Annotated in this window: 21 protein-coding genes and 1 pseudogene; 13 read left to right on the top strand and 9 right to left on the bottom strand. The window is 65.7% G+C overall.

Features of this window, described 5'->3' with window-relative positions:
- Positions 1 to 2 precede the first annotated feature (2 nt).
- From AC1DIN_RS17230 to AC1DIN_RS17200, 7 genes are all read right to left on the bottom strand, one after another.
- Entirely contained in the window at positions 3 to 755 is a 753-nt protein-coding gene (locus AC1DIN_RS17230) for an SDR family NAD(P)-dependent oxidoreductase (protein WP_476810672.1), read from the bottom strand.
- 169 nt (positions 756 to 924) lie between these two features.
- The gene (locus AC1DIN_RS17225) at positions 925 to 1,686 is read right to left on the bottom strand and encodes an SDR family NAD(P)-dependent oxidoreductase (RefSeq protein ID WP_476810671.1); all 762 of its coding nucleotides are present in this window, start codon (positions 1,684 to 1,686) and stop codon (positions 925 to 927) included.
- The gene (locus AC1DIN_RS17220; RefSeq protein WP_476810670.1) at positions 1,683 to 2,516 is read right to left on the bottom strand and encodes a polysaccharide deacetylase family protein; all 834 of its coding nucleotides are present in this window, start codon (positions 2,514 to 2,516) and stop codon (positions 1,683 to 1,685) included. Before AC1DIN_RS17220 ends, AC1DIN_RS17225 begins: the two co-directional genes overlap by 4 nt.
- An 11-nt stretch (positions 2,517 to 2,527) precedes the next feature.
- Positions 2,528 to 3,325 carry an ABC transporter permease gene (locus AC1DIN_RS17215; RefSeq protein WP_476810669.1) on the bottom strand — a complete coding sequence of 266 codons (798 nt, stop codon included), beginning with the start codon at positions 3,323 to 3,325 and terminating at the stop codon, positions 2,528 to 2,530.
- Entirely contained in the window at positions 3,322 to 4,173 is an 852-nt protein-coding gene (locus AC1DIN_RS17210) for an ABC transporter permease (RefSeq protein WP_476810668.1), read from the bottom strand. Before AC1DIN_RS17210 ends, AC1DIN_RS17215 begins: the two co-directional genes overlap by 4 nt.
- On the bottom strand, positions 4,170 to 5,249 hold the full coding sequence (locus tag AC1DIN_RS17205) for an ABC transporter ATP-binding protein (protein WP_476810667.1): 1,080 nt from the start codon (positions 5,247 to 5,249) through the stop codon (positions 4,170 to 4,172). Before AC1DIN_RS17205 ends, AC1DIN_RS17210 begins: the two co-directional genes overlap by 4 nt.
- Positions 5,250 to 5,277: 28 nt before the next feature.
- Entirely contained in the window at positions 5,278 to 6,303 is a 1,026-nt protein-coding gene (locus AC1DIN_RS17200) for an ABC transporter substrate-binding protein (RefSeq protein WP_476810666.1), read from the bottom strand.
- Between the two features lie 225 nt (positions 6,304 to 6,528).
- Between AC1DIN_RS17200 and AC1DIN_RS17195 the strand changes: the two genes are divergently transcribed.
- Positions 6,529 to 7,068 (top strand): MarR family winged helix-turn-helix transcriptional regulator, encoded by a 540-nt coding sequence (locus AC1DIN_RS17195; RefSeq protein ID WP_476810665.1) that lies wholly within the window; start codon positions 6,529 to 6,531, stop codon positions 7,066 to 7,068.
- A gap of 107 nt (positions 7,069 to 7,175) precedes the next feature.
- Here AC1DIN_RS17195 and AC1DIN_RS17190 read toward each other — a convergent pair whose 3' ends face one another.
- Positions 7,176 to 8,192, bottom strand: a complete 1,017-nt coding sequence (locus AC1DIN_RS17190; protein WP_476810664.1) for an amino acid ABC transporter substrate-binding protein — start codon at positions 8,190 to 8,192, stop codon at positions 7,176 to 7,178.
- Positions 8,193 to 8,826: 634 nt separating this feature from the next.
- On the opposite strand from AC1DIN_RS17190, the gene AC1DIN_RS17185 reads away from it, so the two are divergent.
- From AC1DIN_RS17185 to hydA, 5 genes are all read left to right on the top strand, one after another.
- A complete protein-coding gene (locus AC1DIN_RS17185; RefSeq protein ID WP_476810663.1) occupies positions 8,827 to 9,357 on the top strand; it encodes a hypothetical protein in 531 nt (176 codons plus the stop codon).
- A 119-nt stretch (positions 9,358 to 9,476) separates the two neighbouring features.
- Entirely contained in the window at positions 9,477 to 10,382 is a 906-nt protein-coding gene (locus tag AC1DIN_RS17180; RefSeq protein WP_476810662.1) for a LysR family transcriptional regulator, read from the top strand.
- A 199-nt stretch (positions 10,383 to 10,581) separates the two neighbouring features.
- A complete protein-coding gene (locus AC1DIN_RS17175; RefSeq protein ID WP_476810661.1) occupies positions 10,582 to 11,883 on the top strand; it encodes a hydantoinase/carbamoylase family amidase in 1,302 nt (433 codons plus the stop codon).
- A gap of 54 nt (positions 11,884 to 11,937) precedes the next feature.
- Entirely contained in the window at positions 11,938 to 12,597 is a 660-nt protein-coding gene (locus AC1DIN_RS17170) for an aspartate/glutamate racemase family protein (protein ID WP_476810660.1), read from the top strand.
- A 15-nt stretch (positions 12,598 to 12,612) separates the two neighbouring features.
- Positions 12,613 to 14,094, top strand: a complete 1,482-nt coding sequence (gene hydA, locus AC1DIN_RS17165) for a dihydropyrimidinase (protein WP_476810659.1) — start codon at positions 12,613 to 12,615, stop codon at positions 14,092 to 14,094.
- A gap of 147 nt (positions 14,095 to 14,241) precedes the next feature.
- Here hydA and AC1DIN_RS17160 read toward each other — a convergent pair whose 3' ends face one another.
- Positions 14,242 to 14,454: a hypothetical protein gene (locus tag AC1DIN_RS17160; RefSeq protein WP_476810658.1), complete on the bottom strand. Its 213-nt coding sequence runs from the start codon at positions 14,452 to 14,454 to the stop codon at positions 14,242 to 14,244.
- Positions 14,455 to 14,694: 240 nt separating this feature from the next.
- Between AC1DIN_RS17160 and AC1DIN_RS17155 the strand changes: the two genes are divergently transcribed.
- The 7 genes and pseudogenes from AC1DIN_RS17155 (at position 14,695) to AC1DIN_RS17125 (ending at position 20,411) form a co-directional block, all read left to right on the top strand.
- Positions 14,695 to 15,312 carry a TetR family transcriptional regulator gene (locus tag AC1DIN_RS17155; RefSeq protein WP_476766751.1) on the top strand — a complete coding sequence of 206 codons (618 nt, stop codon included), beginning with the start codon at positions 14,695 to 14,697 and terminating at the stop codon, positions 15,310 to 15,312.
- Positions 15,302 to 17,059, top strand: a complete 1,758-nt coding sequence (locus AC1DIN_RS17150) for a PHA/PHB synthase family protein (RefSeq protein ID WP_476810657.1) — start codon at positions 15,302 to 15,304, stop codon at positions 17,057 to 17,059. The genes AC1DIN_RS17155 and AC1DIN_RS17150 overlap by 11 nt, the downstream gene beginning before the upstream one ends.
- An 8-nt stretch (positions 17,060 to 17,067) precedes the next feature.
- Complete coding sequence (locus tag AC1DIN_RS17145; RefSeq protein WP_476810656.1) at positions 17,068 to 17,301, top strand: hypothetical protein; 234 nt, start codon at positions 17,068 to 17,070, stop codon at positions 17,299 to 17,301.
- Positions 17,302 to 17,658: 357 nt separating this feature from the next.
- Positions 17,659 to 18,696 carry a LacI family DNA-binding transcriptional regulator gene (locus AC1DIN_RS17140; protein WP_476810655.1) on the top strand — a complete coding sequence of 346 codons (1,038 nt, stop codon included), beginning with the start codon at positions 17,659 to 17,661 and terminating at the stop codon, positions 18,694 to 18,696.
- Between the two features lie 98 nt (positions 18,697 to 18,794).
- Positions 18,795 to 19,070, top strand: a pseudogene (locus AC1DIN_RS17135) (ATP-binding cassette domain-containing protein); the annotation flags it as partial.
- A gap of 31 nt (positions 19,071 to 19,101) precedes the next feature.
- Complete coding sequence (locus AC1DIN_RS17130) at positions 19,102 to 19,485, top strand: Gfo/Idh/MocA family oxidoreductase (protein ID WP_476810654.1); 384 nt, start codon at positions 19,102 to 19,104, stop codon at positions 19,483 to 19,485.
- Positions 19,486 to 19,508: 23 nt separating this feature from the next.
- The gene (locus AC1DIN_RS17125; RefSeq protein WP_476810653.1) at positions 19,509 to 20,411 is read left to right on the top strand and encodes a sugar phosphate isomerase/epimerase family protein; all 903 of its coding nucleotides are present in this window, start codon (positions 19,509 to 19,511) and stop codon (positions 20,409 to 20,411) included.
- Positions 20,412 to 20,452: the final 41 nt, after the last annotated feature.

Here is a 20,452-nt window from a genome sequence, read left to right as displayed (position 1 = left end):
CCTCAGATCATCCAGCGGCCGCCATCGATCAGCAGCGTCTGGCCGGTGACGTAGCGGGCATCGTCGCAGGCGAGGAAGGCGACGCAGCCGGCGACATCCTCCGGCTCGGCGATGAAGCCGGCCGGCGTCGTCGCCTTGATCTTCTCGATCACCGCCGGCGTCAGCCTGTCATGGGCGCGGGTGCGGATGGCTCCGGGCGCGACCGCATTGACGGTGACGCGATGCGGCGCGAGCTCGCGGGCGAGCGAGCGGGTGAAGCCGATGATGCCCATCTTGGCGGCAGCGTAATCGGTGAGGCCGGCGTCGCCGACGAGCGCCGCGTCGCTCGACATGTTGACGATGCGCCCGCCGCGCTCGCGCATGGAGGGCACGACGAGGCGGCTCATCCGCATCGCGGTGAAGAGCGAGACCTCCAGCACGAAACGCCAGACTTCTTCCTGCGACTCGTGGAACGGCGCGGCGCGCTCGCGCCCGCTCTGGCCGACGTTGTTGAAGAGGATGTCGACAGGGCCGAAGGCCGCAACCGTGCGGGCATGGAAATCGGCGAGCACGGCCGCATCGGTGCAGTCACCCGCCATGGTCAGAAGGCGGTCGCCCGGCTGGCCGGCGAAGCTCTCCGCGAAGCCGTCGGCCTCACGGTCGATCACGGCGACCTGCGCGCCTTCGTCGAGGAAGCGCCGTGCCGTCGCCGCACCGATGCCGTGTGCCGCACCGGTGATGGCGACGACCTTGCCGGTGAAGCGTCCGCTCGTCATGGCCGGCTCCCTGTTCCTGTCATACCGACGGCTCTCGAGATGAACCGATGCCGATTTGCCGTCATTGCGAGCGCAGCGAAGCAATCCAGGAGCGGCAGAGCTCTACGTCCCCCTGGATTGCTTCGCTGCGCTCGCAATGACGACAGGTCGGTTTCGAAGGCCATCGCTATCAGTGGAAAGTTCGGCCGCCATCGACCGCGATGGCCGTGCCGGTGACATAGGAGGATTCCGCGCTCGTCAGCCACAGGATCGCCGCGGCGATCTCCTCGGGCGACGCCACGCGCTGGAGCGCATAGCGGGCGCGCACGGCCTCATAGGCCGCGGCGGGATCGGGCGCAGCATCGATGCTCGTGCGGAACAGCTCGGTCTCGACCGCGCCGGGGCAGATCGTGTTGACGCGGATGCCGAATTCCGCCGCTTCCATGGCGAGCGCCTTGGCCGCCATCTGCAAGCCGGCCTTGGAAGCGCAATAGGCGGTGCGATGCTTCAGCGGCGAGAGGCCGGCGCCCGACGAGACGTTGACGATGGTGCCGCCGCCCGCCGCCTTGAGATGCGGATAGGCGGCCTGCGCCACCAGCATCGGACCGGTCAGGTTGACCGCAATGATGCGATTCCAGTCGGCGAGCGCCATGGCCTCGATATCGGAGATGAGGTCGATCCCCGCCGAGTTGACGACGCCGTCAAGGCCGCCGAGCGCTGCGGCAGCTTTGGCGACGGCCGCGCCGACTGAAGCGGGATCGGACACATCGACCTCGAAGATCGCAAGCTTGTCTGCCTCAAACCTTTCCGCCAGCTGCGCCAGCGCCCTGGCGTCACGGTCGAGTGCTGCAACTTGCGCGCCCTCCTTGACGAAGCGTTCGCCAGTGGCAAGGCCGATGCCCTTGGCCGCGCCGGTGATCAGGATGCGCCGGCCGGCGAGCGGGCCACTCATGCCTTGGCCTCCGCACGCGCCTTCTCGAGGCCGGGGCGCATGTCGTCGACCATCTCGTCGCAGCGGCCGATCCAGACATTCGGATGCTTCAGCGCGTGCTCGATCAGCCCTTCCAGCGCCTTGATGCGCGAGGGCTGGCCGATCATCTCGGGATGCATGCCGACCATCATCATCCGGTCCTCGGCATAGAGCACGTCGAACTCGCCCTTCCAGGCTTCGAGCAGGGCCGAGGGCGCCTGCATGGTGCGGCCGGGCAGCACGATCGAGTACTGGAAGAAGGGCGCGTCATCGAGCACCCAGCGGAAGGGCAGTTCGACGATCTTCGTCTCCTTGCCCTGGACCGTATGGAGATAGGGCGAGTCGTCGTCGAAGAAATTGGAGGAATAGTCGAAGCCGTATTCGACCAGCATCGGCATGGTGATCGGGCTGATCTCGGCCGCCGGCGAGCGCCAGCCCCGCGGCGCGCGGCCGCTGACGCGCTTGATCGACTGGAAGCCCTTCTCCATCTCCTCGCGCTCCTCTTCGGGCGAGAGGTTGAGGATCCAGGTGTGGCTGTAGCTGTGATGGGCGAGCTCGTGGCCGCGCTTCAGGATCTCCTCCATCAGCCCCTCGCGCTGGTCGATAATCAGGCCCGGCACGAAGAAGGTCGCCTTGATGCCATAGCGGTCGAGCAGGTCGAGCACGCGACCCGTGCCGACCTTCCAGCCATAGGCGCCCTGCGACATCAGGATCGGCCGGTCGGCATAGGCCGGGTCGCGACCGGTCCACATCGTCTCGGCGTCGAGATCGAAGGTCAGGAAGAGCGGGAAACCCTTGGAGGTCAGCGGCATGACAGTTCCGTTCAGACAAAGCGGTGGAAGCCGAAGCGGCGCTCGGCAAGGAGAAGCACGATGCCGGTGGCGAGGATGAGCAGCGTCGAGACGGCGGCGACACTGGGATCGATGCCCATTTCCACCGAGGAGAAGATCAGCACCGGCAGCGTCGTCTGGCTGGCGCTGATCAGGAAGATCGTGACCGGCACGTTGTCGAGCGAGGTGATGAAGGAGAACAGCGCGCCTGCCACCAGCCCCGGCGCGATGAGCGGCAGCGTGACGAGGCGGAAGGCCTCGAAACCGCTCGCGCCGAGCACCCGCGCGGCCTCCTCGACGGCAAGGTCGAGGCCCGACAGGCTCGCCAGCGCCGAGCGCACGACATAGGGCACGGTGATGACGACATGGGCCATCAGCAGGCCGACGAGCGAACCGCGCAGGCCGCTCATGCTGTAGAACTGCAGCAGCGCGACGCCGACGACCACCGCAGGCATCACGAGCGGTGCCATGAGGAACGAGGTGATCGCCTCCGAACCCGGCAGAACCTTGCGGAACAGCGCATAGGCCGCCGCGACGCCGAGCAAGAGCGAGATCAGCGTCGAGCCGCAGGCCAGGATCAGGCTCATGCGGATGGCGGAGAGATAGGCCGGGTCGCTCAGCACCTTGCCGAACCAGGCGAGCGTCAGCCCCTGCGGCGGGATGGTCAGGTAGGAGGTCGTCGAGAACGCCGCCAGCACGACGACGATCACCGGCAATTGCAGGAAGGCGACGACCGCGAAGGCCGTGGCCGTCAGCCCCCAGCCGGGCCGGTTTTCGGCAGCGTCGCTCATGCCATGCCCGCCCAGCGTTTGGTCAGCCGGCTCGACAGCCAGATGATAGCCACCGCCATGAAGGTCAGCGCGAAGGAGAGCGCCGAGCCGCTCGGCCAGTCGAGAAGCTGCATGTATTCGTCGTAGATCAGCGTCGCCATGACCTGATAGGTCGGGCCGCCCAGCATGCGCGGCGTCACCAGCGCGCTGATCGTCAGCACGAAGACGAGGATCGAGCCGGCGAGGATGCCGGGCGCCGAGAGCGGCAGCGTCACCGCCATGAAGACATGGGCGCGGCTGGAGCCGAGTGTCGCCGCCGCGGATTCGACGTCGCGCGGGACGTTGCGGATTGCCGCGACCAACATCAGCACCATGAAGGGCAGGTAGATATGCGTGAGCCCGATGAAGAGGCCGATGAAGTTGAAGAGCAGCTTCACCGGTGCGCCGATCAGGCCGAGCTGCATCAAGAGGTTGTTGATGAGGCCGCGATTGGCGAGCAGCGCGATCCAGCCGAAGGAGCGCACCACGAGATTGAGCAGCATCGGGAAGATGACGAGCAGGATCAGCGGCACGCGCCAGCGCTCGGGCCCGCGTGCGATCAGATAGGCCAGCGGATAGCCGAGCAGCAGGCAGATCAGCGTGACGGACAGGCCCAAGCCCAGCGTGCGCCAGACGACCTCGCGATAATACTCGTCGGTGATGATCCGCGTGTAGTTCTCGAGCGTCCATGCACCTTTGACCAGGCCGGCTCCGGGCTCGTAGACGCCGAAGCTCATCGGCAGCAGCATCAGCACCGGCACGAGGAAGAACCCCGCCAGCACCAGCAGCAGCGGCGCGATCAGCAGGAGCCCTTGCCGCCGCGACATCATGACGTGGAGCCTTCGGGCGGCATCGCGAAGACGGCTGCCGGGTCGATGGCGAGCGCAACGGGGGCGCCTGCAGCCAAAGCCGCTTCCGGTCCATGCGATGCCGTCTCGGCGACGATCTCGACGCCCTCGGCCAAGCGAACGACATATTGCACCCGCGCCCCGCTGAAGGAGCGCAGCACCACCTCGCCGGCGATCTCGCAGGGCCGGGCCAAGCCGCCGCGGATCGCCACCGCCTCCTGCCGGATGACGACATCGACCTTCGCGCCGGCCGGCTGGTCGATGCGCGCCGCGGGAATCGCGACGCCGCCGACGGCGAGACGCCCGCCAGCCGCCTCCCTCATCGCGACGGAGCCGGCGAAGCGGTTCGGCTTGCCGATAAAGCTCGCGACGAAGCCGGTCGCCGGGCGGTGATAGATATCTTCCGGCGTCGCGAATTGCTGCATCACGCCCTTGGCCATCACGCCGACGCGGTCCGACATCGATAGCGCTTCGCCCTGATCATGGGTGACGAAGAGCGTGGTGATGCCGAGATTGCGCTGCAGGCGCTTCAGTTCGATCTGCATCTCGTCGCGCAATTGCGCATCGAGATTGGACAGCGGCTCGTCGAAGAGCAGCACGCGCGGATGCGGCGCCAGCGCGCGGGCGATGGCAACGCGCTGCTGCTGGCCACCGGAGAGCTGGCGTGGATAGCGCTCACTGAGGGCGGCGAGCCGGACCATGCCGAGCGCTTCCCTGACGCGCTTGTCGAGCTCGGCGCCGGCGATCTTGCGACGGCGCAGGCCAAAGGCGACGTTCTCGAACACGGTCATATGCGGAAACAGGGCATAGGACTGGAAGACGAGACCGAGCCCGCGCTTGTTGGGCGGCAGGGCCGTAACGTCGTCGCGGCCGATCAGGATGCGCCCGCGGCTCGGCTCGACGAGCCCCGCAACCATGCGCAGGATCGTGGTCTTGCCGCAGCCGGAAGGGCCGAGCAGCGAGACGAATTCGCCCTCGGCGATCGTCAGGGACGCGTCCCTGACGACTTCGACCTCGCCATAGGACTTTCCCAGCCCCTCGAAGGTCAGCGAACCCATCGCCCATCCTCTCCCGGTGAAGCGTGGCTCAGCGCGCGACTTCGCGCTGCCAGCGGCGCGTCCAGGTCGCGCTGTTCTTGGCGATCACTTCCGGATCGACGAACCAGGCCCTCTCCAGGCTCTCGCCATTCGGAACGATCTTCTTGAGCTTGTCCGAAAGCTGAACCTTGCTGTTCACCGCGCCGATATAGGCACGCTCCGAGAAGCAGCCCTGGCCTTCGGCCGACAGGATCTGGTCGAGGAACTTGTAGGCGAGCTCGGTCTTGGCCGAGCCTTTCGGGATGATCACCGCCGGCAGGATGCCGACCGCGCCCTCCTTCGGGTAGGCGACGGCGAGCGAGAGCCCCTTGTCGATCGCGACGCCGGCACGATCCGGGTACCAGGGCGCGATGGCGATCTCCTCGCGCTCGAACAGCGACAGGAGCTGGTCGGCCTGGGTGTAGAGCACGGCCGAGCCCTTCGCGATCGGCTTGATCGCGGCAATGCCGGGGTCGATGTTGTCGAGGGTGCCGCCCTTGAGCTTGTTCAGCGCGAGCAGGAACTGCAGGCCCGCCGTGCCGCTGATATCGCCGATGGCGTATTTGCCGGCATAGGCCGGGTCGGCGAGGTCGAGCCAGGAGGTCGGCGGCGTCTTCACCAGCTTCGGGTTGTAGACGAGCGTGGTCGCGCTCACCATGGCGACGACGTAGTTGTCGTCGTTGCCCCAGGCGGTCGGGATCACATCGGCCGCGTTCTTCAGCTTCTTGCGGTCGATCGTCTCGTTGAGCTTCTCGTTGGCGGTCTGCGCCGCCAGCGAGTTGTCGATATAGACGATGTCCATGTCCGGCTTGCCGGCAGTGGCGCGCAGCGCCGCGGCGAATTGCGAGGAATTGCCGAGCTTCAGCGAGACTGTCGCACCCGTCGCCTTCTCGAAGGCTGCGACGTGACAGGCCTTTACGTTGTCGGCAAAGGAACCGCCGAAGGCGCCGACGACGAGTTCCTCGGCCTTGGCATTCGAGGCGAGTGCGACGCCGAGGGCGGCGATGGCAGTCGCATGACGAAACATCTGACGCATGATTGCTTGTTCCCGTCTGTTGCCCGTGGCGCTGTGCACCGCTGTCGGCGCGCTTTCCCTCAGTCGACGGAATTCCCCTCCCATCGGCCGGACGGGAGCATGACATGGCTCGATTTGTCTTTCAAGAAAGATAAATGAAAGATATCTTGAGCTGGCAGTCGCGACGTCGCATGCTTGCATCGCGCGCTCCGCCGTGGTCGGAAAGGGCTGTTCTGGAGGATCTGAATGCGCAACGAGGCAGCGCGAAACCTGACTTTCGAGACGCCCGATGCGCTCTGGCAGAACGACCGCGTCGGCGCGGGCATGCAGCGCTGGCGGCGCGAATTCCCGGAAATCGACTGCTCCGGAAAGGGGATCGTCGGCCGGCTCCTCCATCTCAACGAGGTGTTTCAGACTGCGATCAACCGCAGCCTCGCGCGCCATAGGCTGAAATACCCGGCCTTCGCCGTGCTTGCGACGCTGCGCGTGCAGGGCGCGCCCTACCGCATGTCGCCCAAGGCCTTGCTCGATACGCTGATCCTGACCTCGGGCGGGCTTTCGAACCTGCTCCGCCGTCTGGAGAAAACGGGCCATATCCGCCGCATGGCCGATGAGAGCGACGGCCGCGGCGTCATCGTCGAACTCACCGAACAAGGCCGCCTTCTGGTCGAACCGGCCATGCGGGACCATGCCGAGACGGAGCGGCGCCTCGTCGCCATGCTGCCGCCGAGCGAGCAGGCGCTGGTGGCGGGCGCCCTCGGCAAGATGATGCTGGCGAACCGCTGAGCGGGGCGGCCTGCCCTACGCAAAAAGCGGCGTGCACCCGTCAGGGGCACGCCGCTTTTCCGAGGTGATCTCTTCTCCGGCGGAGGTCTCCGTCGCAGGCAGCCAGCTTAGCGGATCGGCGGCGCGTATTGCAGACCGCCATTCATCCACAGCGCGTTCTGTCCGCGCGCGATCTTGAGCGGCGACTGCTGCCCGAGATTGCGCTCGAAAACCTCGCCGTAATTTCCCGCCGTCTTGATGATGCGATAGGCCCAGTCGTTATCCAGCCCGAGCGACTGGCCGAAAGAGCCCTCCTTGCCGAGCAGGCGCTTGATATCGGGATTGTCGGACTTCTCGCGCATCTCGTCGACATTGGCCTGGGTGACACCCAGCTCCTCAGCCGTCACGAGCGCGTATTGGGCCCAGCTGACGATATCGAACCACTGGTCGTCGCCATGGCGCACGGCATAGCCCAGCGGTTCCTTGGAAATCGTCTCCGGCAGCACGACGTGCTCCGAGGCGTCCTTGAAGCGCAGGCGCTCGGAGTAGAGGCCGGACTGGTCGGTGGTGAAGGCGTCGCAACGCCCGGCCTCGTAAGCCTCCGTCGCCTCGTTGTTGGTGGCGAAGGTCACCGGCTCGAACTTCATGTTGTTCTTCCGGAAGTAGTCCGCTGTGTTCAGCTCCGTGGTCGTGCCCTGCTGGATGCAGATCGAAGCGCCGCTGAGTTCCTTCGCAGATTTGATGCCGGTCGACTTCTTCACCATGAAGCCCTGGCCGTCATAGTAAAATACCGCACGGAAATTCAGGCCGACCTGAACGTCGCGCGACATGGTCCATGTCGTCGTCGCGGCGACGACATCGCTTTCGCCCGCCTGCAGAGCCGTGAAGCGGTCCTTCGAGGACAGGGAGACGAACTTCACCTTCGCCGGATCGCTGAAGATCGCAGCCGCCAGCGAATCGCAGAACTCGATATTGACGCCGCGCCAGGTTCCGGTCGCATCGGCGAGACCGAAGCCGGCGAGCCCGGTGCCGATGCCGCAGTTCAGCACGCCACGGGCCTTCACCGTCTTCAGCGTCTGAGCCTGCGCTCCGGAGGCCAATGCAACAGCGGCTGCGGCGAGAGCCATCTTCAAGGCAAGTTTCATTGTGGTCCCCTTCGTCGATGCCCGACGGATTCAGAGACACCACAGCGGGCTTGCAGGCAATTCGGCCGGCTATCAGTTTTTCGGCGCTGCCATAACTCCGATGAATTGAAGAGGGTCCGGGCAGCCCCTCGCATCCTGCGATCCTGCTCGCTTTCGCCGACGCGCCTATAAGCATGCCGAATAGCGGCCGGAAATAAATCATAGCGCGCCGCCAACCCGTTCCGGAACGCGCCCGCTAAGATCGCCGTTGCGCCGATCATCAGGACGCCCGGCTGCCGAACGCGACTGCCTTCCAGGCCCCGCGATCTCGCCAGCCGACAAAACGGGGAACAGCCATGACCGCCAAGATTTCAGCCGAAGGACATCTTCCGGCAGCCGGGTAACGGCGAAACCAAGAACCGATCACGCACCCACCGCTTCCGTCGCGCCTCGGCCATCCGGCGGGGGCGCTCTTTCGCGAAAGACGCCTGTGATGCTCACAGATTTCCCCCACCGTATCGCCAACCCCTCCGCCCCGGCCCCGGACTACCCCTGGCCGGCCGAACGGTTCAGGCATGGATCCCGGATCAGCGCGGCTTCGCCGCTTGTCCGGGATGACCCGAGGTGGAGAATTCAGCGAGCAGGCAACCCAGCCATGACCACCCGCATCCGCAAGGCCGACATCGTCATCGCCTATGATCCGGCCGCCGACGACCATGTCTATCGCCGCAATCTCGATGTGGTCTTCGACGCGAACGGCATCCTGCATCTCGGCGAAGGCTACACGGGCGAGGTTACGCGCGAGATCGACGGCAGGGGCTTCATGGTCATGCCCGGCCTCGTCGACATCCACTCCCACCCGTCGAGCGAGCCCGGCAACAAGGGCATGACCGACGAGATCGGCACGCCGAAGCTCTACAATTCCTCGCTCTACGAATTCCTCTGGCTGTTCCGCGCCGATGCGGAGGGCATCCCGCATCTCAACCACGTCGCCTGGTCGGAGCTGCTGATGTCGGGCGTCACCACGCTGGTCGACCTCTCCTTCCCGAGCGATGGCTGGCTCGACCGCGCGGCGGCGAGCGGGCTGCGCACGGTGATGGCGCCGATGTACCGCAACGGCCGCTGGTTCACCCGCAACGGCTACACGGTCGAGGAGCTAAGCAACCAAACAATCCAGGGGGACTAGGTCGAACGCTTGAACCCAGTCCCCCTGGATTGCTTCGCCGCGCTCGCAATGACGGACGGGAGACTGGCTTATGATTTGCTGAACGAATAGTGTGAGCACACTCTATTCGGGGCGATCATATGAACCTCCGCCAGATCGAGCTTCTGCGGGCCGTCGTCCGCTGCGAGACGACGGTTCGCGCCGCGCAGGAGCTGAAGCTGTCGCAGCCCGCGGTCAGCAACGCGATCAAGCATCTCGAAAGCCAGGTCGGCTTCCCGCTGTTCGAGCGCGTCAACAACCGCCTGTTCCCAACCGCAGAAGCACGTTCGCTCTACAAGGATTCCGAGCCGATCTTCGCCCTGCACGCAGCCTTCGAGGCCCGGGTGCAGGACATCAAGGAGAACCGGGCCGGCCATATCCGCATCATCGCGACGCCACCGCTGGGCTACGGCGTCCTGCCCGCGGCGCTGCGCAACTACCTCGCCAAGCGCCCGAAAGTGCGGGTGTCCTTCGACGTCCGGCGCTTCGAGCATGTCCTGGAGAGCGTCGAGAACGGAACCGCTGAGCTCGGCTTCGTCATGGGCCTGGATGACGATCGCGGGCTCGATGCCGAGACGTTCTTCACCGGCAGCATGGTCTGCGTCATGCGCCCCGACCATCCCTTGGCCTCGAAACCGACGATCACGCCGGACGACCTGCGGGAGGTGCCCTATATCGCCCTCGAACAGGGCACCCGGATGGGCACCATCGTCCGTCGTGCCTTCGCCCAGGCCGACGTGCCGTTCCGCTTTTCGGTCGAGGTCCGCTACTGCAACACGGCCTGCGTGCTCGCGGAAAACGGTGTCGGCGTCGCCGTGGTCGACCCCCTTTCTCCCGTCTTCAGCGGCCATTACGACCTGGCCATCCGCCCCTTCTCCCCCGCCTCCGAGGTGATGGCTTCGGTCGTGCGCTCACGCAAGCGGCCGATCTCGCGCGCGGCCGACGCCTTCCTGCGCGAGGTCAGGCTGATCGCCGCCGAAACGGCCGCCAAGCTCGGGCAGGGCTGAGCACGCCCGTGCTATTCAACGCGCGAATGTCACCCCGGAAATCCGCATAGACAGCGCCATTGTCTGGCTGCGCGGGTTGGCCCAAGGTTTCCCGGCTGCCTCCCGGCGGCAAATATCATAAGACCACGCGCATGCTCGATCATCGCCGCTTCAAGGCCGGGCGTGTGACAGGGCTGCGCCCACACCCGACCGGACCGATATGACTGCCACCGCCAGGACGCCCCACGCCGAAACGGCCATCGCCGCGGCCGTCGCCGCGCAGCGCGGCTGGGTGGAGGCTCTGTTAGAACGGCTGGCGGCCGGCAGCCGCGACGAGCCCGGCATCACCCGCGACACCTATGGCGCGGGAGAGGATTTCGGCCACCGCCTGCTTATGGAGCACGGCAAGGCCCGGGGGCTCGCTGTCACCCACGACTTCGCCGCAAACACCTATGTCACCCTGACCGGCCGCGACGCCGTGGCTCCGCGCATCCTGATGGGCTCTCATCTCGACAGCGTGCCGCATGGCGGCAATTTCGACGGCGCAGCGGGCGTCATCGCCGGGCTCGTCGTCATCGAGACCTTGCGCGCACTGGGCATCCAGCCGCGCTGCGACGTCACGGCAATGGGCGTGCGGGCCGAAGAGAGCGTCTGGTTCCAAGTCTCCTATATCGGCAGCCGCTCGGCGCTCGGCACTCTGCCTGATGGGGCGCTGGAGGTCAGACGCATCGATGATGGCCGCGCGCTCGCCGCAAGCATCGACGCCTGCGGCGGCAACTCCGCGGCGATCCGCCGGCGTGAGCGCCATCTCGATCCCGCCGCGATCCGCGCCTTCCTCGAAGTCCATATCGAGCAGGCGCCCAGTCTGGTGGAATCAGGCCTGCCGGTCGCGATCTGCACCGGCGTACCGGGCAATTTCCGTTACCCCGACGCGCGCATCTTGGGGCGGCACGACCATGTCGGGACGCCCCGACGCTTCCGCCGCGACGCCGCCATGGCCGGCGCCGAATTCGCCATGCGGCTCGACCGGCTCTGGCAGGAAGAGGAAGCCGCCGGCTTCCCGATGGCGGTCACGCTCGGCCGCTTCCATACCGATCCGGCCGTCCACGGCCTGACCACGGTTCCGGGCAGCTTCGCCTTCAGCCTCGACGTGCGCGCCTACGATGCCGCCGTGCTGGAACGGGTCGAGGCGAAGATGCTGGCGGAAATCCGCGAGATCGAGAGGCACCGGCGCGTGACCTTCGAGCTCGGCACGCGCGCCAGTGCCGCCGTCGGACCGGTCGACCCCGGCATCGCCGCAGGGCTGGAAGCCGCCGCCGCCCAGCAGAGCATCGCGACCATGCCGCTCGGCAGCCCGGCCTCGCATGATTCCGCCGCCTTCGCCACGGCCGGCGTGCCCATCGCCATGCTGTTCGTGCGCAACGAGCATGGCAGCCACAATCCGCTGGAGGCAATGGAGATCGACGACTTCCTTGCCGCCTGCACCATCCTGGCCGACTGGGTGGCAAGAGAGGTCGCCTGAGCCGGTGAGCAATGCCATGCTGAACGATCTGCCCATCATCTCCGGATTCCGCCGATGAGCCGCCGCCCCCGCATCCTCGTCATCAACCCCAATTCGAACGAAGTTGTCACCGAAGGGCTGCGGCAGGCGCTGGCGCCCCTCGCCTTCGCCGAGGGACCGGAACTGGTCTGCGAGACGCTGACCGAGGGCCCGATCGGCATCGAGACGCAGGAGCATGTCGAGAGCGTCGCCCTTCCCCTGCGCCGCCGGATCGAGACTGCCGACGGCGTCGACGCCTTCGTCATCGCCTGCTATTCGGACCCCGGCCTCCATGTCGCCCGCGAAGGTGCAGCGAGCCCGGTCTTCGGCATCGCCGAATGCGGCGTGCTCACCGCCTTGACGCGGGCGGACCGCTTCGGCGTCATCGCGATCAAGTCGCGCTCCATCCCGCGCCATATCCGCTATCTCCGCCAGATGGGGCTGATGGACAGGCTTGCCGGCGAGCGACCGCTCGAAATGTCTGTAGCTGAAAGCGCATCCGGCGAGGGCACGCTGCAGCGGATGATCACGGTCGGACTCGAACTCCGGGACGATCACGGCGCCGGCGCCATCATCATGGGCTGCGCCGGCATGGCACGCCATCGCAGGCCGCTGGAGGATGCGCTCGGCATCCCGGTGATCGACCCGACGCAAGCTGCGGTCGCCATGGCGATCGGCACCATTATGGTGCGCTGAGAAGGACGAGAACATATGACGGCAAACTACGATCTGGTCATTCGCGGCGGCACGGTCGGCTCCGCGACCGGCAGCTTCCGATCCGATGTCGCGATCAAGGACGGCAAGATCGCCGCGCTCGGCCAGGGCCTCGCGCCGGGCACCCGCGAAATCGACGCCAGCGGCAAGCTCGTCCTGCCGGGCGGCATCGACACCCATGCCCATGTCGAGCAGGTCTCCGCCGGCGGGCTGCTCAATGCCGACACCTTCGAGAGCGCCACGACCTCGGCCGCCTTCGGCGGCAACACGACGCTGATCTCCTTCGCCGCCCAGCATCGCGGCCTCGATCTCCGCAAGGTCGTCGATGATTATTCGGCCCTCGCCCGGCGCGGCGCGCTGATCGACTACGCCTTCCATCTCATCGTCGCCAATCCCGACGCCAAGACGGTCCAGCAGGATCTGCCGGCGCTGATCCGTGAGGGCCATGCCTCGATCAAGGTCTTCATGACCTATGACCTGATCAAGGTCGACGACGAGCCGCTGCTCGATTTGCTGCTGACCGCCAGGCAGAACCGCGCGCTGGTCTGCGTACACGCCGAGAACCACGGCATGATCTCCTGGATGGGCAGGAAGCTCGTCGAGAAGGGCTATGTCGCGCCGAAATACCACGCGATCAGCCATCCGCGCGGCTCCGAGGCCGAGGCCTTCAACCGCCTGATCACGGCGGCCGAACTGCTCGACCAGCCGATCATGATCTTCCATGTTTCGACCGCCGAAGGCGCGCAGGCGATCCGCGATGCGCGCGGTCGCGGCCTCAAGGTCTTCTCAGAGACCTGCCCGCAATATCTCTTCCTGACCCGGCACGATCTCGACAAGCCCGGCCTGGAAGGCGCGAAATGGATGTGCTCGCCACCGCCGCGCGAGCAGGCGGATCAGGATGCGCTCTGGCAGGCGCTGGCGCTCGGCGACATCCAGACGGTTTCCTCCGACCACGCGCCCTATCGCTTCGACGAGACCGGCAAGCTCTCGGCCGGCCCGAACCCGAATTTCAAGCAGATCGCCAACGGCCTGCCGGGCCTGGAGACGCGATTGCCCCTGCTCTTCGATGCGCTGGTATCGAAGGGGCGGCCGGAATTCGCCGGGCGCGGGCTCGAGGCCTTCGTCGACCTGACGGCGACGGCGCCGGCCAAGATCTACAACCTCCCCGGCAAGGGCGCCCTGCTCCCCGGCTACGACGCCGACATCGCGATCTGGGACCCGCAGAAAGCGGTGACCATCACCGACGAGGCGATGCACGACCGCACCGGCTTCACGCCCTTCGCCGGCCGCAGCGTCACCGGCTGGCCCGAGCGTGTCCTCGTCAGGGGCGCGGAGGTCGTGGCTGACGGCGCGCTGCACGGGAAGCCCGGCACCGGTCGCTGGCTGCGCCGCGAGGGCGGCTGGGCGACGGAGCCGACCGGACGCCCTGTCGCCGATATGGACCCGCGCTCGAATTTCGGCGCGGTATTGCTCGACTGACACGCAGCATGCCGGCCGCAATTTTCGGCGGCCGGCGTTTTGAGCTGGAATGCGCTCAGGGTTGCATGGCGCGGGGCGCACTGGTCCAACCCCGGTACCGGCCGCATCCGCGTGTTGTACCCCACGCCGCGCAAGCGCGCGAAGTGTTCAGTCGTTGAGGCGCGCATCCCTTCGGCAGAACTGGACGACGTTTGAAGGAGGCGGAACGCTCTCAGCATGGCTTGCAGCGTCCAAGACGAGCTCAATCGCCTTTCGTAAACGCTCGTCTTCAGGATTTTTCTCGGTAACGCAAAGCAAGGCGCATTTGAGAAAAATGACGCACTGGTCGTGATTTGGGTTGATATGCTGCGTCATGTTCATGGCCAGCTCGAATGGCGGCACTTCATGAGAGGCAGACGATCGGGCTTTGAACTCATAGTGGCCCCACGCGATACACACTGTTTCAATTCGGGCCGGCACAGTCGTAGCGGGCGATAGAAGCGCAAGATTGGGGCCAGCGCGTCGTGCGATCGCACCTTCATTCGCGATACCTTGATTTGAGTCAACGACGGTTGGTATTCTTTTGGTAGAATTTTTCGCGCAATGGTTAGAGCTTCTGCGATGATGGCCGAAACGAAGAAGCGATCTGCGCAACGGACGCGCGAGCGGATCTTGCAGGCCGCAATGCTGCATTTCTCGCAGCATTCCTACGAAGGCACGAAGCTTCGCGACATTGCCGGCAGCGCCGGAGTCGATGTCGCGCTGGTCCACCGTTCGTTCGGATCGAAAGAGGAATTGTTTGCAAGCACGCTCGAAGCTGCCTTCGACAGCCGCTTCGACGAGGCGCTCGATGCACCGGATCCAGCAGTCAGCCTCGCGGCGTTGTTCTTTGCGCCACGTCTCGACCCGAAGCTCGGGCTCATCGATCCCATGGATATTGTCGTGCGCTCGCTCGGCCATGAGCGCGCGGGGCCCGTTCTGCGCGATTTCGTGCGCCTTCGCTTTTCGACCCACCTCACCGAAAAACTAGGACCAGCACAGCCGGAGCGTGTGGCGATGATTCTCGCATGCTTCGGCGGTTTGGCAGTCTTCGATGATATTCTCTCCATCGGCCGCCTTGATCGCAGCGGCCGGGACAGGCTGCGAAGCCTGCTGGAGCAAATTCTCCGGCTGTGTCTCGAGGGCGGTGAAAAATGCGGCGCTCTGGCGTCTTCTGGGGAAGCTCGGCATGAAGCCTGACGTCACGCCAGCCGCCGATTCCCTAGGCCTCGAAGCCTTCCACTCGATCGACCGGATGCGGGAGGCGCTCGGCGCGCAACTGACCGGGGGGCTTTCGCCCGCCGCCTTGGCGCTCGCGTATTTCGACTGGATGCTGCATCTCGCGGCGGCACCAGGCAAGCGCATGGAGCTGACCTACAAGGCCGGCAGAAAGGCGAGCCGACTCGCCGCCCATATGGCGACGGCCCTCATGCAGCCGGACGCGCCCGCCTGCATCGAGCCTTTGCCGGGCGATAACCGGTTCAGCGACGAGAGCTGGCATCGGCCGCCCTATTCCTACTGGGCTCAGGCATTCCTGCTCGGCCAGCAATGGTGGCACAACGCCACCCACGAGGTTCCGGGGGTCACGCCGCATCATCAAGACGTGGTGTCCTTCGCCGCCCGCCAGATGCTCGACATGTTCTCGCCCTCCAACCTGCCTTTCACCAATCCCCAGGTGATGGCGAAGGCGATGGAGACGGGCGGCGCCAATTTCGTCCAGGGCTTCCGCCACTGGATCGAGGATGTCGGGCGGCAGGCGAGCGGCCAGCCGCCCGTGGGCACCGAGAACTTCGTCGTCGGGCGCGATGTTGCGGTGACGCCGGGGAAGGTCGTCTTCCGTGACAAGCTGATCGAGCTGATCCAGTACGCGCCGGCGACGGAGAGCGTCGTAGCCGAGCCGATCCTGATCGTGCCGGCCTGGATCATGAAGTACTACATCCTCGATCTGTCGCCGGGGAATTCGCTGGTCCGCTTTTTGGTCGAGAACGGTCACACCGTCTTCTGCGTCTCCTGGCGCAATCCCACGGCGGAGGATCGCGACCTCGCCATGGAGGATTACCGCGAGAGCCTGATGGCCGCGCTCGACGCGGTCGGCGCCATCGTCCCGGAACGCAAGATCCACGCGGCCGGCTATTGCCTCGGCGGAACCCTGCTGTCGATCGCCGCCGCCGCGATGGCGCGCTCCGGCGACGACAGGCTGGCCTCGCTGACGCTGCTCGCCGCCCAGACCGACTTCACCGAGCCCGGCGAGCTCGCGCTCTTCATCGATCCGAGCCAGCTCCACTTCCTCGAGAGCATGATGTGGAACCGCGGCTATCTCTCCGCCGACCAGATGGCCGGGGCCTTCCAGCTGCTGCGTTCCAACGATCTCGTCTGGTCGCGGGTCGTCCACGACTACCTGATGGGCGAGCGCAGCCCGATGTTCGACATCATGGCCTGGAACGCGGATTCGACCCGCATGCCCTATCGCATGCATGCGGAATACCTGCGGCGCCTCTATCTCGACAACGAGCTGGCGAGCGGCCGCTTCCTGGTCGCGGGCCGGCCGGCGGTGCTCCAGAATATCCGCGCGCCGATCTTCTGCGTGGGGACGGAGCGCGACCACGTCGCGCCATGGCGCTCGGTCTACAAGATCCACCTGCTGACGGATGTCGAAGTCACCTTCGTGCTGACGAGCGGGGGCCACAATGCCGGCATCGTCAGCGAACCGGGGCGGCCAAACCGTCGCTTCCGCATGGCGACGCGCTATCACGGCGACGTCCTGAGCGGCCCGGACGAGTGGTTGCCCGCGGCCGAGCTCAGGGAAGGATCATGGTGGACGGCCTGGCTGGAATGGCTTGCGGCTCGCTCCACCTCCGAGCGCGTACCCGCCCCCGCCATGGGCGCCCCGGCGACGGGATATGCGCCTCTCGCCGACGCCCCCGGCAGCTATGTCCTGCAACGATGAGGCTGCGAATGGAGCAGCCTCTTCCGAGAAACCGCACCTTCGACGAGCTCGCCATCGGCGATAACGCTGCGCTGGCGCGGATTGTCGGCCGCGACGACATCGATCTCTTCGCAGCCGTCTCCCGCGACACGAACCCGGCCCATCGCGACGCGGACTTCGCTGCCGCCGCCCTCACGGTCATGGCCTCCCGGGGGCAGATCAGCGGCGCGCTCGTCGGCGGCATCCCGACATTTTGTCGGTAGGCTCCGCTCGGATCCGGAGCGGGTCATCGCCGCCGTCAGCATGGGAGTTCTCAAGACCGCGGCATTCGCAGTCCTGTACGCGGACGGCGCCCAACGGGGCGCGCATCATCATTAAAAATGATAATTAATTCAATTTTTTATAACATAAGCAGAATGACATCGATCGTAAGATCGCCAGCGCATTTCCAACCCATCGACTTGCGTTTGCGCAACGCGATCGAAACAGCCGATTTCCCCTCCCTCCTCGACATGATCCGTGCACCGGGGCCTCGCCGGCAACGACACATATATTTGCGAGACCCGCGACACTTCAAAAAATGAGTTGCGCACCTCAATATCTGAGGTCATGCTGCCGGCATGAATTCCTCTTTCGATCGCGTGACCCTGGAAGACGTTGCCCAAGAGGCGGGCGTTTCGCTCGCCACGGTGGATCGCGTCATCAACGGCCGCCCTGGCGTGCACGACCGCACGATCGGGCGCGTCGAGGCCGCTATCAGCAAGCTGAACTATCGCCCTGACCCCGCTGCCGTGCGGCTCGCTCGCGGCAGCAAATCGCTGCGCTTCTGCTTCGTGCTGCCCGCGAGCCGGACGAGCTTCGTGGAGCTGTTGTCGAGCCAGCTCGCCGAGACCGCGAAATGGCTGGAAAGCCAGCGTGCCTTCGTGGATGTACGGGAAGCCGACGTCTTTGATCCGGACATCCTTGCCACGCTGCTGGAGAGCCTGGGCGAACGCTATGACGGCATCGCGACCATCGCGCTGGACCATCCCCGCGTCCGTGCCGCGCTGGACGATCTCGCGGCGGCTGGCAAAGCGGTGGTGACGCTGGTCTCGGACGCACCGACGGCCAATCGTCTTCGCTATATCGGCATCGACAACGCCGCCGCCGGCCGCACCGCAGCAACCCTGATGGGACGCTTTGCCGCCCGCCGCACGGGCCGCATCGGCCTGATCGCCGGCTCGCTGGCACTGCGCGATCACGCGGAGCGCCGCTTCGGTTTCACGCAGGTGCTGGAAAGCGAATATCCGGAACTATGTGCGCAACCTCCACAAGAAGGACGCGACGACAACGAGCGCAACCGGGCAATCGTCGAAGAATTTCTGCAGATGCCGGACCTTGTCGGTCTCTACAACATGGGGGCCGGCAATCGGGGCGTAGCCGCAGCATTGGAGGCAAGCGGCCGCGCCGCCGAGGTGATCTTTATCGGGCACGAGCTCACCCCGCATACGCGCCGCTTCCTCGTGCGCGGCACCATGGATGCCTGCATCAACCAGGATGCCGGCCACGAAATCCGATCGGCGGCGCGGGTGCTTCTCGCGCATTGCCTGAAGGAACCGTTGATGCCGGATCAGGAGCGGATCCGCATCGACATCTTCATCCGCGACAACATGCCGTGAACAGGCACGCGGTTTCCAGGGACGGAAAACACCAAGTGAGGACAGAGGGATGGCTTTCGACGTAGCAGAACACGCCCCCGCTTCAGCGAGGGGCTGACATGGCCTCCGTCACGATGCGCGCAGTCCGCAAGGACTTCGGATCACTCCGTATCCTCCAGGACGTCGATCTCGATGTCGCGGACAAGGAATTCATCACACTCGTCGGGCCGTCCGGCTGCGGAAAGTCGACCTTGCTACGCATGGTCGCCGGGCTCGAGGACATCAGCGGCGGCGATATCTTCATCGGCAAAGAGAAGGTCAACGACGTCGCACCGATGCATCGCGACGTCGCAATGGTCTTCCAGTCCTACGCGCTCTACCCGCACATGACCGTACTGGTATGCCCATGACGCCGCCGCCATCGCCGTGTTCGAGATGGCCGGCGGCGTGATCTTCAACTACCGCGGCAGCTGGTGTGCCGAAGGCCTACGCACGAGCTGGGAAAGCGCCTGGCGCATCACCGGGTCGCGCGGCACCCTGCTCTGGGACGGCGCCGACGAAATCCGCGCCGAAGTGATACGCGGCCCCGGCTTCTTCTCCGAATGCGAAAGCGTGCCCGTCCCGGAGCTTGATCCGCGCGACCGGGTCGGCGGCCATCGCGGCGTCATCGAAGATTTCGTCGCGGCGATCCGCACCGGCATCCCACCCGAAACCGCGGGGCCGGAAAACATCAAAAGCCTCGCCATGGTCTTCGCCGCCATCGAAAGCGCCGAGACCGGACAGCTCGTCACCCTTCTCGACCTGAATTGACCGCCAACCCTGGATTGACCGCCATGACCAACGCCCAATTGAAGAACCGCATCGGCACCATGGTTCGCTGCAATCGGAGCGAAGCTCCCGATTACATCCGCCAGATCCTGCCGCACGGCTTCGAAAGCCTGCAGCTGATGTGGTGGCAGCATGTCCGTCACGATCTGCCGCGCCTCGCCGAGCAGGTGAAGGAGGCGATCGGGGACGCCGATGTGACGATCCCGACCCTCGCCCTTTTCGGCAACCCGCTCGAAGACACCGAGATCGACCGCGAGACCCATGAGGGCTGGATCAAGCTGATCGACAACGCGCATCTCTTTGGCGCGACGACTGTCACCGGCTTTACCGGCCGCCTGCGCGGCAAGCCGCTGCCGGACAGCCTGCCGCGCTTCAAGCAAGTCTGGGGCGAGCTTGCCCGCCGGGCCGCCGACAAGGGCGTGCGGATCGCCTTCGAGAACTGTCCGATGCACGGCGGCACCTGGGAGACCGGCGACTGGAACATCGCGCATAATCCCGATGCCTGGGAGCTGATGTTCGACGCGCTTCCGAACGCGAATCTCGGCCTCGAATGGGAGCCGTGCCACCAGCTCTTCTACCTGATCGATCCGCTGCCGCAGCTGCGCAAATGGGCCCCGAAGATCTTCCACGTCCATGGCAAGGACGCGACCGTGCGCTGGGACGTGGTGCGCAAGAACGGGATCTTCGGCAAGCTGCCCTTTGCCTTCCACCGCACTCCTGGCTTCGGCGACACCAACTGGACCGACGTCATCAGCGAGCTGCGCCTGGGTGGATACGAAGGCTCGATCGACATCGAGGGCTGGCACGACCCCGTTTACAGGGGCGAGCTTGAGATGACCGGCCAGGTTCACGCGCTGAATTACCTCAAGCAGTGCCGCGGCAGCGCTTTCGTCGCCAATCCCATCTGAAGCGCCTTCAGGGCGCCCGCTGACACCACGGGAGGATCAAG

The sequence above is a fragment of the Allobosea sp. 05T438 genome (assembly GCF_056396025.1).
This window is presented reverse-complemented; position numbering and strand designations above follow the sequence as displayed.